The 13,361-nt window shown below is 62.2% G+C and carries 12 protein-coding genes and 2 pseudogenes; 9 read left to right on the forward strand and 5 right to left on the reverse strand.

Annotated features, from left to right (window positions below; genetic code table 11):
• Window positions 1-22: 22 nt before the first annotated feature.
• Genes K6G35_RS07685 through K6G35_RS07695 form a run of 3 tightly spaced genes read left to right on the forward strand, consistent with a single transcriptional unit; the run spans window position 23 to window position 4,947 of the window.
• Entirely contained in the window at window positions 23-2,020 is a 1,998-nt protein-coding gene (locus K6G35_RS07685) for an acetyl/propionyl/methylcrotonyl-CoA carboxylase subunit alpha (protein WP_035882203.1), read from the forward strand.
• Window positions 2,017-3,900 (forward strand): acyclic terpene utilization AtuA family protein, encoded by a 1,884-nt coding sequence (locus tag K6G35_RS07690; RefSeq protein ID WP_495676301.1) that lies wholly within the window; start codon window positions 2,017-2,019, stop codon window positions 3,898-3,900. The genes K6G35_RS07685 and K6G35_RS07690 overlap by 4 nt, the downstream gene beginning before the upstream one ends.
• Window positions 3,901-3,933: 33 nt before the next feature.
• Window positions 3,934-4,947 (forward strand): tripartite tricarboxylate transporter substrate binding protein, encoded by a 1,014-nt coding sequence (locus tag K6G35_RS07695; RefSeq protein WP_495676302.1) that lies wholly within the window; start codon window positions 3,934-3,936, stop codon window positions 4,945-4,947.
• A gap of 99 nt (window positions 4,948-5,046) precedes the next feature.
• Here K6G35_RS07695 and K6G35_RS07700 read toward each other — a convergent pair whose 3' ends face one another.
• Together K6G35_RS07700 and K6G35_RS07705 are read right to left on the reverse strand one after the other, a co-directional pair.
• Window positions 5,047-6,264 carry a CaiB/BaiF CoA transferase family protein gene (locus K6G35_RS07700; protein ID WP_008644717.1) on the reverse strand — a complete coding sequence of 406 codons (1,218 nt, stop codon included), beginning with the start codon at window positions 6,262-6,264 and terminating at the stop codon, window positions 5,047-5,049.
• Between the two features lie 54 nt (window positions 6,265-6,318).
• On the reverse strand, window positions 6,319-6,504 hold the full coding sequence (locus K6G35_RS07705; protein WP_152414962.1) for a hypothetical protein: 186 nt from the start codon (window positions 6,502-6,504) through the stop codon (window positions 6,319-6,321).
• Between the two features lie 411 nt (window positions 6,505-6,915).
• Between K6G35_RS07705 and K6G35_RS07710 the strand changes: the two genes are divergently transcribed.
• The 3 genes from K6G35_RS07710 to K6G35_RS07720 all read left to right on the forward strand — a co-directional run bounded on the left by K6G35_RS07710 (window position 6,916) and on the right by K6G35_RS07720 (window position 8,840).
• Entirely contained in the window at window positions 6,916-7,452 is a 537-nt protein-coding gene (locus tag K6G35_RS07710) for a hypothetical protein (RefSeq protein ID WP_008644723.1), read from the forward strand.
• A gap of 166 nt (window positions 7,453-7,618) precedes the next feature.
• On the forward strand, window positions 7,619-8,056 hold the full coding sequence (locus K6G35_RS07715) for a hypothetical protein (RefSeq protein WP_035882209.1): 438 nt from the start codon (window positions 7,619-7,621) through the stop codon (window positions 8,054-8,056).
• A 322-nt stretch (window positions 8,057-8,378) separates the two neighbouring features.
• Window positions 8,379-8,840 carry a hypothetical protein gene (locus tag K6G35_RS07720; RefSeq protein WP_008644732.1) on the forward strand — a complete coding sequence of 154 codons (462 nt, stop codon included), beginning with the start codon at window positions 8,379-8,381 and terminating at the stop codon, window positions 8,838-8,840.
• A 119-nt stretch (window positions 8,841-8,959) separates the two neighbouring features.
• On the opposite strand, the pseudogene K6G35_RS07725 reads toward K6G35_RS07720, so the two are convergent.
• Window positions 8,960-9,133: pseudogene (locus K6G35_RS07725) on the reverse strand (IS6 family transposase); the annotation flags it as partial.
• Between the two features lie 58 nt (window positions 9,134-9,191).
• Between K6G35_RS07725 and K6G35_RS07730 the strand changes: the two are divergent.
• The 3 genes from K6G35_RS07730 (at window position 9,192) to K6G35_RS07740 (ending at window position 12,665) form a co-directional block, all read left to right on the forward strand.
• Window positions 9,192-10,175, forward strand: a complete 984-nt coding sequence (locus tag K6G35_RS07730; RefSeq protein ID WP_008644734.1) for a Bug family tripartite tricarboxylate transporter substrate binding protein — start codon at window positions 9,192-9,194, stop codon at window positions 10,173-10,175.
• A gap of 51 nt (window positions 10,176-10,226) precedes the next feature.
• A complete protein-coding gene (locus K6G35_RS07735) occupies window positions 10,227-11,057 on the forward strand; it encodes an alpha/beta fold hydrolase (RefSeq protein ID WP_495676303.1) in 831 nt (276 codons plus the stop codon).
• A gap of 249 nt (window positions 11,058-11,306) precedes the next feature.
• Window positions 11,307-12,665 carry an MFS transporter gene (locus K6G35_RS07740; RefSeq protein ID WP_008644739.1) on the forward strand — a complete coding sequence of 453 codons (1,359 nt, stop codon included), beginning with the start codon at window positions 11,307-11,309 and terminating at the stop codon, window positions 12,663-12,665.
• Window positions 12,666-12,859: 194 nt separating this feature from the next.
• Here the strand turns inward: K6G35_RS07740 and K6G35_RS07745 are convergent, their stop codons facing one another.
• A complete protein-coding gene (locus K6G35_RS07745) occupies window positions 12,860-13,060 on the reverse strand; it encodes a DUF1289 domain-containing protein (protein WP_008644741.1) in 201 nt (66 codons plus the stop codon).
• 26 nt (window positions 13,061-13,086) lie between these two features.
• A pseudogene (locus tag K6G35_RS07750) lies at window positions 13,087-13,350 on the reverse strand (3-keto-5-aminohexanoate cleavage protein); the annotation flags it as partial.
• Window positions 13,351-13,361: the final 11 nt, after the last annotated feature.

Raw genomic sequence — 13,361 nt, forward strand, 5'->3', positions numbered from 1 at the left:
GAAACTTTCCAGAGAGCATTTCATGTCAGCTTCCTGCCGACCCTTCCATACCGTGCTCGTGGCCAACCGGGGCGAGATCGCCATCCGCATCATGCGGACGGCCCGCCGACTTGGGCTTGGCACCGTTGCCGTCTACTCCGAGGCCGATCGCCACAGCCCACACGTGGCCAGCGCGGATCGGGCCGTGTGTATCGGTGCTGCCGCACCGCGTGAGTCCTACCTCAATATTGCGGCCATCATCGCTGCCGCGCGAACCGCTGGTGCCGACGCCGTCCATCCGGGCTATGGATTCCTGGCCGAGAACGCCGAGTTCGCCGACGCCGTGACCGAAGCCGGCCTGGTCTTCGTCGGTCCGCCGGCCAGCGCCATCCGTGCCATGGGCAACAAGGCCGAAGCCAAGCGCCTGATGCTGGCCGCGGACATGCCGTGCGTGCCGGGCTATCAAGGCGAGGCGCAGGACGACAAGACTTTGCTGGCAGAAGCCGGGCGCATCGGCTTCCCGCTGATGGTCAAGGCTGCGGCAGGCGGCGGCGGGCGTGGCATGCGATTGGTGCCCGATGCCGTTGCGTTGCCCGCGGCGCTCGCCAGTGCGCGGTCGGAAGCCGCGACGGCGTTCGGCAATGACGAACTGATCCTGGAACGCGCGGTCATCCAACCACGCCACGTCGAGATTCAGGTCTTTGCCGACGTGCATGGCAATGTGATCCACCTTGGAGAGCGCGATTGCTCGGTGCAGCGCCGCCACCAGAAGGTGATCGAGGAAGCCCCATCGCCGGCGGTATCGCCCGCGCTACGCGCCAGGATGGGCGAGGCGGCCGTGCGGGCCGCGCGGGCCATCGGCTACGTGGGAGCCGGCACGATGGAGTTTCTGCTCGATGCCGGCGCCAATTTCTACTTCATGGAGATGAACACCCGGTTGCAGGTGGAACACGCCGTGACTGAGGCCATCACCGGGTTCGACCTCGTGGCATGGCAACTGCACGTTGCCGCGGGCGAGACACTACCAGCGACGCAAGACCAGGTGACGTTCGACGGTCACGCGATCGAAGTGCGCCTGACGGCCGAGGACGTGCCTGCGGGATTTCTTCCGCAGGGCGGCCCGGTGTTGCGGTGGCGCGCCCCGGATGCGGGCCACGACGTGCGCGTCGACCATGCGCTGGACACCGGGGGCACCATCCCCACGCACTATGACTCGATGATCGCCAAGCTCGTGGCCCATGGGCGCACGCGCGAGGAAGCGCGCCAGAAGCTGTTGCGTGCGGTGCAGGACTGCGTGCTGCTCGGCGTGCCGTCGAACCAGCCGTTCCTGGCGTCGTGCCTTGCCAGCGCGGCGTTCGCGGGCAATGACGTGCACACAGGCTTCGTCGAGGCTCATATGCAGGCGTCGCTGCAACCCGCCGAACCATCTCGTCATGTGGTAGCCATTGCCGCACTGGCGGCATCTGGCCAGTTGTCGCGGAACGAGCCTGCCGCGCTATCGCGCATGACAACGTCGGTGAGACTGCACGCAGAAGGGAGGCCGTGGGACTCGACAGTGCAGGCGACAGAAGAAGGCTGGCGCGTTACCGTCAGCGCGCGCGGAGAGCCGAGCGCGCAGCCAGTCCATGTGCGGATGCTCCGCGACCATGCCGCCGATGGGGCCGCATGGATCGAGTGCGACGGTATGGCTCGGCCTGTTCTCCATGCTGACGACGATCAGGCGATACATCTGTTTGCCGACGGTCGGGCCTGGCGCTTCATCCGACACGACCCACGCCGTCGAAGTACGGAAGGCGAGTCATCGGGCGCGCTCACCGCGCCGCTGACCGCCCGGATCGTGGCGGTGAACGTCGCGGAAGGTGATCGTGTGGAGGCGGGCCAGTCGCTGGTTGTACTGGAAGCGATGAAAATGGAACACACGCTCGTCGCCCCGTTCGCCGGCGTCGTCTCTGAGTTGTCGGCACGTGCTGGCGGACAGGCCAGCGCTGGCACCCTGCTGGTGCGCGTGGAGGCTGAGGACGCAGGGGAGGGCAAGGCATGAAACGCGCCTCCGCCACCGGCCGCCGGGGTACGGAAACCAGCCGGAGCCTGCCCCGCACGGTCCGCATCGGTGGCGCCAGCGGTTTCTGGGGCGACTCGGCCACCGCCACGCCCCAGTTACTGACGGTGCCCGGACTTCAGTACCTGGTGTATGACTACCTGGCCGAAACCACGATGTCGATTCTGGCCCGTGCCCGCGCCAAGGATCCGTCCCTGGGTTACGCCACCGACTTTGTTCACGCCGCGATCGCGCCCCATCTGGCCGCCATCCTCGAGCGTGGCGTGCGCGTCATCGCCAATGCTGGTGGGCTGAATCCGCAGGGCTGTCGCGACGCGTTGCTGAAGGTTGCCGCGCAACAGGGTCTGTCGCCGAAGATTGCCGTGGTCACTGGGGACGATGTGGGTACCGCATTCCCAGGCTGGTGCGACGCGGGATTGACACAACTGGACGGTAGCGCCGTGCCAACCACCGAGCCATGGTCCGCAAACGTGTACACCGGCGCGCAGGGCATCGCGAGAGCGCTCGAAATGGGCGCCGATATCGTGATCGCCGGCCGTTGCGTGGATAGCGCGGTGGTGGTGGGCGCCCTGGCGCATGAGTTCGATTGGGGCTGGGACGACTGGAACAGGCTGGCGGCTGGCACGCTTGCGGGGCACGTTATCGAGTGCGGCGCGCAGGCCACAGGTGGGCTGTTCACCGACTGGGAACGTGTGGCCGACTGGGACCGCATTGGCTACCCCGTCATCGATTGCGCGGAGGATGGCAGCTTCGTGCTGTCGAAGCCCGACGACACCGGTGGCCTGATCGATCCGCTGGCCGTATCCGAACAGATCCTGTACGAAGTCGGTGATCCAGCCAACTACCTGATGCCAGACGTGACCTGCGATTTCCGTCAGGTGCATGTCGAGGTCATCGACGAAGGGCATGTTCGCGTGCAAGGCGCGCGCGGCCGTCCGCCGGGCACGCACTACAAGGCCAATGCCACCTGGCAGGATGGCTACCAGATCAGTCCGATGATGGCGATTCGCGGCATCGACGCGCCGGCCAAGGCCCGCCGTACCGCCGAAGCGCTGCTTGCACGCACGCGCCGCATGATGGCCGAGCAGGGGTTCGGCGACTACAGTGCGACCATCGTCGAACTGCTTGGTTGCGAATCGCACTACGGTCCCCATGCACGGGAGATGCCCACGCGCGAAGTGGTATTGCGCATCGGCGCCCGGCACGCTCGGGCAAAGGCGTTGGCCATCCTGCAGCGCGAATGCGCTTCCGCCGGCACGTCGATGGCGGCCGGCACCCGTTCGTCGTTCTCGGGACGCGTAGATATCCAGCCGGTGGTCAAGGTCTTCTCGTTTCTGGTGCCGAAGGATGCGGTGCCAATGACGGTCGAACTCGACAACCGCCGCGTGGCCCTGAGCATCGCCGCCGAAATGGGCGCACCACAGGCTGCACCACAGGCCGCTGCGCCTGTGGCGCTAACCACCGCCCCAATCGCTGACGGCCCACGCGTGACATGCCCTTTGGTGGCGCTGGCGTGCGCGCGCAGTGGTGACAAGGGCGATGACGAGAACATCGGCGTGATTGCACGCAAGCCCGAGTATCTGGCGTTGCTGCGCCAGCAACTGACGCCGAAGGCCGTCGGTCAGTACTTCGCGCATCTTGTGGCGGGTGAGGTGGAGTGTTTCGAGGTACCCGGGCTGAATGCGCTGAATTTCCTGATGCATGACGCGCTTGCCGGTGGCGGCGTGGCGAGCCTGCGATCCGACCCATTGGGCAAGAGCTTCGCGCAGATGCTGCTCGATTTTCCGCTCTCGGTGCCCATTGCCTGGGCAGAGGAAGTCGGACGACGCGGCATGAACAAGGCGGCTGGCGCCGCTATGTGACAACAGCGACAAGACCAGGAGGAGACAGTGGTGATGACAGCGCAGAAGAACTCCCGCCGTGCCGCAAGGCGGCGGCTCGTGCAGGCGGCAATACTCGCCAGTGGATGGATGCTCGTGGTGCCCGCCATGGCGCAGAGTGCCGGCACGCAGAATTGGCCGTCGCGGCCGGTACGCGTGGTGGTGCCATACCCGCCGGGTGGCGTGTCAGACGCGGTAACCCGCCTCGTCATGCAGAAACTGGCCGAACGTATCGGACAGCCGGTCGTCGTGGAGAACCGCCCGGGCGCCAACGGCATGATCGGTTCGGACAACGTTGCTAAATCCGCGCCGGACGGCTATTCGCTGCTGGTTGTGGTGGCCGCACACGCGATCAACCCGAGCCTGTACCAGAAGATGAGCTACGACCCGATCCGGGACCTGACTGGTGTCAGCGAGATTGGGCGTATTCCGCTACTGATGGTTTCGAGTGCGCAGTTGCCGCCGAAGTCAGTAAAGGAACTGGTGTCGTGGGGCAAGGCGCATCCGGACCAGATGACTTTTGCCTCGAGCGGCAGTGGGTCAGGCGCGCATCTGGCTGGCGAGCTGTTTTCACAGAGCACGGGCATGACGATGACGCACGTGCCATACAAGGGCATCTCGCCTGCGCTGCCAGACCTTATCTCGGGGCAGGTGGCCGTGATCTTCGACTCTGTGCAGACCATGATTCCGCTGGCGAAGGCAGGCAAGGTTCGCGCGCTGGCCATCACCAATCCGCGCCGCTGGCCGGCCGCACCCGATGTGCCCACCATGGCTGAAGCCGGCTATCCGAACATCATGCCCTCGAGCTGGATCGGCGTGTTGGCACCAGCAAAGACGCCAACCGCCATCGTTGACAGACTGTCCGCCGAACTCGACGCCGTGGTGCACGCACCGGACGTCCAGGCCAAGCTGATCGACTATGGCATCGACCCGGTCGGCGGCAAGGCGGATCAGTTCCAGGCGTTTATCAAGGAAGAAGCGGGGCGATGGGCCGGCGTGGTGCAAAAGGCGGGGATAAAACTCGACTGATGCGGACTGATGCGATATGCCGGTAGCGCCGGCATATCCCGACCACAATGAAAAGCGGGCTGCCTTGCGCAGCCCGCGTCCATTCCATGGTCCGTTGCGTCAGATCACGCCTCTTTCCCGGAAGGCCTCCACGTCCGCTGCCGACATCCCCAATTCGCGCCGCAGCGCCGCTTCGGTGTGCTGGCCAAGTTGCGGTGGCGCGGTCATCGTGACCGGCGTGGCAGAGAAGCGCAGTGGGCTGCGCAGGGTCGGCGCCTCGACACCACTGCCGTGCGGCAGGCGTACCAGCAGTTCGCGGTGCCGGACTTGCGGATCATCGAAAACGTCGTCGATGCCGTTGATCGGGCCACATGGCACGCCTGCGCCTTCCAGGGCCTGGATCAGATCGCCAAGACGCCAGTTCAGCAGACGTTCGCCTAATGCTTCGCGCAGAACGGGGCGATTTCGCACGCGGTCCATGTTCTGCAGGAATCGCGGATCTTCGATCAACGACGCACACCCGATCACGCGACACAGCGCCGCGAACTGGCCGTTGTTACCGGCGGCGACGATAACGTGGCCGTCAAGGCAGGCAAACACCTCCGACGGCGATGCCACCGGATTGGAGTTGCCGGCGCGCTGCGGCACCTTCCCCGTCATGTGATAGCCCAGCGCGAGATGGCCGTTTGCAGCCACTGCGGCATCGATCATCGCGGCATCGATGAATTGCCCCTCACCGGTAGCCTGACGGTGATAGAGCGCCCCCATCAGCGCCACCGATGCGTACAGCCCGGTGAGGATATCCGTCAGTGGAATCGCGGTTCGCATCGGCGCCGCGCCAGGGGTGCCGTCGGGCTGCCCGCAGGTGCTCATCAGCCCCGCCATGCCTTGCAGGATGAAGTCGTAGGCCGGGCGGGGCGCGTAAGGGCCGTCCGGACCAAAGCCGGTCACGGAGCAATAGATGATGTCGGGACGCAGCGCACGGATGCTCTCGTAGTCGAGTCCGTACTTCTTCAGGCTGCCCGCCTTGTAGTTCTCCACGACGACATCGCACTGCGCTGCCAGTTGGCGTACCAGTTCGGCGCCTTCCGGCTGCGAAATGTCGACGGTGACCGATTGCTTGCCGCGGTTGCAGCAGAGGAAGAACGCGGAATCGTTTGTCACGTTGCCATCGCCGTCGGTCAGGAATGGACCCATTCGACGCGTGTCATCGCCATCACCGGGTTTCTCGATCTTGTAGACGGTGGCACCCATGTCCGCCAGATTCTGGGTAGCCCACGGCCCGGCCACGACACGGGTCAGGTCCAGTACCTTGATGCCCTGCAGGATTGCGCTCATGCGATGACGAAAGGCGAGTCGATCGAATCAGCATGATGTGGCGCGCAGCATTCACTAGCAATTCGTCAATGCCAAAGGCAGGGTTTCCGCCAATACGTTCGCGACGCCAGCCGCTCCGGATCGAGCGTTGAGCCCCCGGATCGGTTGATACGGCAAGACCGGTATGGGCGATAGCGCACACAGAGCCGAATCGTCGATCAGGTAGCCATAGCTCTGAAGGTCCTTGAGCTTGCGCGACATGGTCTGGACATCCAGCAGGATTGTGAGGACTTTCGAAATCGTTCTATGGCGTCCTCCGATGCCGTTGTGACGTAATACGTGGTGTATCAGTGTGGCTGACAGACACTCGATACCAGCGAGTTGGGTGCTTTACGGCAAGGACCTGTCCGCTCTACTGAGAACAGTCGTGCATAAAGCCGGTCATCAAGTTAATTTTTGCGGTAGCGGTCGCGTCGAATACATGGTGTCCACACATTTCTGGCAAGACCCGCGAGGATTGAATTGCTGCCACGCTTGCCGCTCATTGCCAGGAGGTCTGTCCTCTTCCTACCCCTGAGATATTCCAATTTATGAGTATGGAGAAGTCTTCGGCGGATAAGGGATGGAAGGACCGGCAGGATGACGTTGGGGAATTGAAGCGGTTGATGAACGATGGGCAAGACGAAGAAACCACGCAAGGCATATCGGTCGCGCGCAGCAGGCCCGCAGGGCGCTGTTCGGTTACAGCCATGGAGGCTGGATGCGGCCTTTGGGCCGCTTGAGAGTGTGCTGGACCAGATCGAGACCGGTGTGGCGCTGGAGTTGTCCGAGGAAGGCGAACTGATGTACCACGCCGCAGGCCGCGACATGCAATATCACTTGGTGGACAGCATCCGGGGATTCGCCGAAGCCTTTGACATTGCCCGCATGAGGGCGGCGGACTGTCCGTCCACGCAAGCGGTTCACCGGTTTGTCGACAAGGTCGACCGCGGTGAAGCGCTGACGTTGGAGGATATTCAGGCGTGCCGGCAGGAGGTCATGGCACTGCGCCACTACACGGGACAGCTATCAAGCGCGGCACTTGCGAGCATCGTGCGCACGGTGCTGCTGAAATTCTTGATGGACGAGCTATCCGACGCCAGTCCGACCGCAACGGGCGCAGGTCAGGGCAAGCAGACGCCGCCGGCTGGCGCGGAGATCGTGGGATGACAACCTCTACCGCCACCTTGGCAGGGCGGCCGCTACAACACATGCACCGAGGGCTTGGCCAGGGATACGTGGCCAACAAGCTTGCCAGACAGTTCAGAATACCGGCCGGTGCCATGACAGCCGCCCTGCGGAATCGCCAGACGCTACGCGAACTGGTGCGCAACCGATGAAGCCCAACCATCATATGGTTGGTGCGGAGTGGGATCTTGCCATGCATTTCGCACCCTGGTGGGCGGGATTCGGTGTGTTCCTGCTCGGCTGCTACGCGGTGTGGGAGTGGCGCACGGCCAAGCGGGATGAAGTGCCGGTGCGCGAAGCGAACGGGTGGCCGGCTATGCTGGCGCTTGTCGCCCTGGGATGCATCTGGGCCGGGCTGCTACTTGCATCAAGGGATGGGGAACTGCCCAAGCCGCAGGATCTTCCGATCCCGGACGCTTCGGCAACAAAGTCCACGGCATCCGATCCGTCGGTTGTTGCTCGTCAAGCGCCGCACCATCTGCGCAGGGTGACCCCACTGAACCACACAGGCTGCCGGGAGCGGTCGCGGCGAGTCGGCAACCAACCGCCGCACGACAGGCCGAGACAAAACACGCCATTTGCTTGATGCAAGGCAATTTTGATGCATCTGCGCCATTTTCACTTCGTAAGTTTCCATGAAAATCTACAACTTATTTCTATCGAAAAACCGGCGATCCATAGGGATGTGGCTCGCCGGCTCACAAAGGATTAACTTCGTCCAAGATCAATTTTCCAGCGAATATCACAGGTAAATTTCGAAATCTAGTGCTAGAAATAAATAATCAAAAGGAGAAGGGAGGATGAGAAAGTTAGTGCAGATTGCAGGTCTGGTTTCGAGTGCGACGTTTTTGGCAGCATGCGGTGGTGGTGACGGGGATGGCAGTACAACTCCTGAGGCTTCGACGCCCGTGACCAACCCTCAGCCGACAGCCTTCTCCTGCCCGGATAACTACAGGAAGATCAGCCTCGGCGCCAACTCGGTGCCCAATGCGAACCTGTCGCTCGTCACCGACGACAATATCGCTACGCTAACAGTCAAGACGCCGCAGACGGGCCTTAAGGACGTCACGATCTGCCTCGGCACTCCCAATCCGCTGCCAACGGGCGTCAAGGCCGACTATGCCTATGAGGTTAAAACCAATGGGGACTACGCACATCTCCTGAATCCGCAGCTCAAGGTGGCATTCACGCTGCCTTCGACGATGTACGCGAATCCGATTCTCGAAACCGTGCAGAGCACCGCGAATGGCGTTACCTATACCGTTGCGCGAAACGACGTCAGCACCGTTAACGGCACCAATGCAAGCATCACAGCGGATGTGCCAGCCGCTGGCTTGTACGTGGTGCGTCTGGTGCCGCTAAAGCCCTGATTCCATTGGGCCCCTGGAGTTGCCCGGGGGCCCCGGTCCCTGGTCACCATGCTGCCTGCGGGCATTGTCACGTAGCGAAATCGGGACCAACCAACTTCTGATGAGCCGTCTGCCCAGGAAGCGGTAGACGAGATCTGAGTGGTTCCAGTGAATCCGCACCAGGCCGAGAGGCGCGCGGCAAGGTGTTTGCGGTAGAGCGAAGCGCGCAGCAGATGGCGCTTGAACTCTAGGCGCTGGCGGATCAGTCCGAAACACGAGAGAAGCGCCCGCGCACATTTCGGATCACGAAAGCCGCCTTCAAGGAAAAAAGCTTCAACTTTCGCAAGCCGTTGATTCAGGGCGGGAGTCATCATGCTGGAAATGATCAAAATCAAGCACGCGCTAATCGTAATAGCGCTGGCTGCTGCGGGAGCCGTAGGAGCGGAAAACTACCCATCCGCACCGATCACGCTGATCGTCCCTTTCGCCGCGGGCGGTCCGACAGACGTCATCGCCCGGGTCATCGCGAAGGGCATGCAGGACCAATTGCGGCAATCGGTGGTGATCGACAACAAGAGTGGAGCCGGTGGACGCACGGGCATCGGCATGCTGAAAAGGGCAAGGCCGGACGGCTATACCATTGGCATGGCGACGGCGAGCACTCAAGGCGTGGCGCCGAACGTCTATGCCAAGCTTGAATATGACCCCTTGAAGGATTTCAAGTCCGTGGGGCAGATCGTGATTGCGCCGGGTGTGTTGGTCGCCAGCAAGGGCTTGGTCCCGGATTGCAAGATGTCCACCTTCCTGTCCTTGCTCAGGACCTCCCCGAGAAAATACACCTACGGATCGGCAGGACAAGGCTCTCTGTCGCATCTCTCCGGTGAGCGCTTCCTCGCCGTCACCGGGCTTCACATGCTACATGTCCCTTATCGCGGACTGGGTCCGGCAATGAATGATCTCTACGGAGGGCAAATCGCCGCCGTTTTCGACAATGTCAGCACGGCAATGCCGCACATTCAAAGCGGAAAGCTGTGCGCTCTCGCGGTTCAAGCCAAGCAGCGGCTGAGCCCGTTACCGGACGTACCGACATACGGCGAACTCGGCCTTGCCGACCTGAACACCCCCACCTGGTATGGGATCCTGACCCCTCGCAATACGCCAGACCCCATCGTTTTCAAGCTGAATGCGGCGTTGAACGCCGCCCTGAAAACAAATGAAATCAAGGATGCTTTCGATCGGTTAGGCGTCCTGCCCAGCGCGACGTCGCCGGCCGAGTTCAACGACATCCAGAAACGAGAATTCGACATGTGGCGCGATATTGTCACCAAGACCAATATGAAGAAACTGGATGATTAACAAGGCAGTCACGAGAAGATATCGCTATCGAGCACGCTCTTAAGGTGAGATATGCCCAATAGGTTGGTTGGTGACGTCGAGCTCTATTATGAAGAAGCAGGTCGCGGTGAGCCGATCCTGTTTATCCACGAGATGGCAGGAAGTCATCGCAGTTGGGAACCCCAATTGCGACACTTCTCCAGAAGCTACCGATGTGTGGTGTACAGCGCGAGAGGCTATCCGCCGTCGGCGATCCCGGCCGGCCCCTCCTGCTACTCGCAGGAGATAGCGGCAGCCGACGCCGTAGGATTGCTCGATGCACTGGAAATCGAGCGAGCGCACTTTGTCGGCCTGTCCATGGGAAGCTTCACAACGCTGCAAGTTGGATTGACCTATCCGGAGCGTGCGGCGTCCCTCACGATTGTCGGCTGCGGATCAGGTTCGGACCCCGCAAGCTTTTCTGGCAATCAGGAGCGGTATCAAGCCATGGGCCAAGCGATTCTGGATGGAGGATTCCAGTCGTTCGTCGAATCCTACAGATCAGGACCGTACCGCCAACCATTCCTTCACAAGGACCCCAGAGGCTGGCAAGAGTTCAGGGATCGGTTGGCCGAGCATTCCCCAGAGGGCACCGCGTACACATTGATGGGCGTACAGGGTCGCCGACCTTCTCTGTACAGCCTGGAGCGGGAGATTGCCAGCATCGCCGTACCTGCGCTTGTCATCGCGGGCGACGTTGACACGCCCTGTGTCGAGCCAAGCTTTTTCCTGGCTCGCAGGATGCGAAACGCAGGTGTGTCGATCTATCCCAGGACCGGCCATACGGTGAATCTTGAAGAACCCATGCGCTTCAATCTGGAACTCGATGCTTTTTTTGCGGCCGTCAGAAGCAACAGTTGGTAGCGCCACACGCGTTTAGCGAGCGCCGAGGGCGAGTCGATCGAACCAGCATGATGTGTCGCGCAACACTCACTAGCAATACATCACTGCCAGAGGCAGGGCTTCCGCCAATACGTTCTTGACGCCGCTCACGTATCGCATTCGAGACTGAAGCGCGACACCATCACCCCCTGCGAGGCGGCTGCCTCACCCGTCGGAACCGTAACAGATTCGTTACTGTCTATACCGGTATATGCAGACAGGGGACACGTCATGGATCCCATGCAGCCGGGGGCAGCGCCCCTACCCGAAGCAGAGGCACGGCGGCAGTTGCGTCGCGCCGTTATCGCAAGCACCGTGGGTACCACGATCGAGTGGTACGACTTTTTTCTCTACAGCACGGTAACCGGCCTGGTGTTCGCCAAGCTGTACTTTCCGGAATCCGATCCACTCGTTGGCACGCTGCAGGCGTTCTTGATCTACGCGGTCGGCTTTGTCGCGCGCCCGATCGGCGCGGCCATCTTCGGGCACTACGGTGACCGCATCGGCCGCAAGGCCACACTGGTGGCCACCTTGCTGCTGATGGGGCTGGCAACGTTCGCAGTGGCCTTCGTGCCGTCCTATGCGCAAATCGGGATCTGGGGCGCCGTGGCGCTGACGGTCCTGCGCTTCATCCAGGGGATTGGTGTGGGTGGGGAGTGGGGCGGATCGGTGTTGATGTCGATGGAATGGGCACGCTCCAACTCGCACCGCGGCCTGGTCGCGTCATGGCCGCAGTTCGGGGTGCCAGCGGGACTGTTCCTGGCCAACCTGGCGGTATTGGGCATGAGCTGGCTGGCCGGCGATCAGTTCGCGACCTGGGGCTGGCGCGTGCCGTTCCTCCTGAGCATCGTGCTGGTCGGCATCGGGCTCTACATCCGGCTGAACATTCTGGAGACACCGGTCTTCGCGCGGTTGCTGGCCGAGCATCGGATCGAGAAAACGCCGATGCTGGAAGTCATCCGGCGCCAGCCGAAGGACATCCTGTTGTCCGCCCTGGTCCGCATGGCCGAACAGGCGCCGTTCTACATCTTCACGGCCTTCGTGTTCACCTATGGCGTGATGACGCTGGGCATGTCGCGGGATCTGCTCCTGCTGGCTGTGCTCGCGGCATCGGTGCTCGAGTTCTTCACCATTCCGTACTTTGGACATCTGTCCGACGTGCTGGGCCGGCGCCGCATGTACATCGCGGGCGCGATCGCAGTCGGCGTGTTCGGCTTCCTGTATTTCGCGATGGTCGACACTCGCAACCCGATGTGGGTGTTCATCGCCATCGTGCTGTCGCTTGTCCCGCACGCGATGATGTATGGCCCTCAGGCGGCATTGATCGCGGAGACGTTTACAGGACGCCTGCGCTATAGCGGCGCCTCGATGGGCTATCAGCTAGCCTCCGTGATCGCGGGCGGCCCGGCCCCACTGATTGCCACGGCGCTGTTCGCCCACTATCACACCGGGTATGCCATTGCGGTGTATGTGCTGGTGTGCGCAGCGCTCAGCGTGTTCGCGGCCGTGAAGCTGCGCGACTATACGAACAAGGATATTTCTCGGGAGTATGACGACGCGGATGTCGCGCATGTCACGCACGCGGTATGACGGACGGGTAATCCGACCGGGGGACCGAACGACAATCGAGAAGAGGAAAGAAGAGGAAAGACGAGAAAAGAGGGAAGGGAAAAAGACCGGACCTGCCTGCTTTGGGCTGACTGGAAAGTGTCGAACAGATGTCGAACGTATGGCAGGTCCGGCGAGAAACAGTGAAACGTGCGCCGCAGCGAGTGCGGCGCGGGTCAGGATCGACCCGATGTCGGCTGCTGTGATGCACCCCTGCCCAGAGCGCGCAGGGGAAGGTCGGCCAGCACCTCGATGCGCTGGACTTCGGTCATGCTCTCCCAAAGACCGATCTCGACCGTGGTTCTACGGCAACCCTGGCAGTACTTGCCTGCCAGGTCCATGCGACAGATGTTGATACAGGGATTCGCGGCGGGCATGGTACGTCTCAGGCGGCCTTGCGCAGCGGCACGGCGGCGCGGACACCGGCGATCCGTTCGTTGAACTTCGACAGGCGCTTGGAGCCCTTGCCGTCGAGTCCGCGCACGTGCAAGTTCAGCACCGTGGCGCCAGCGTTGTAGCAGTCGACGGCCTTCTGGATCTGTTCCTCCATCGTCACCGGGATGTCTTCCGGGAAGTCTTCCGGCATCCACTCGGGGCCATACGGCGCCACCGTGATAACAACCTTGTCCATGTTCTCAGGGTGCAGGGAGTCATCGAGGAACTGCATGCTGTGTCTCC

This window comes from Cupriavidus sp. HY129 (assembly GCF_059492215.1).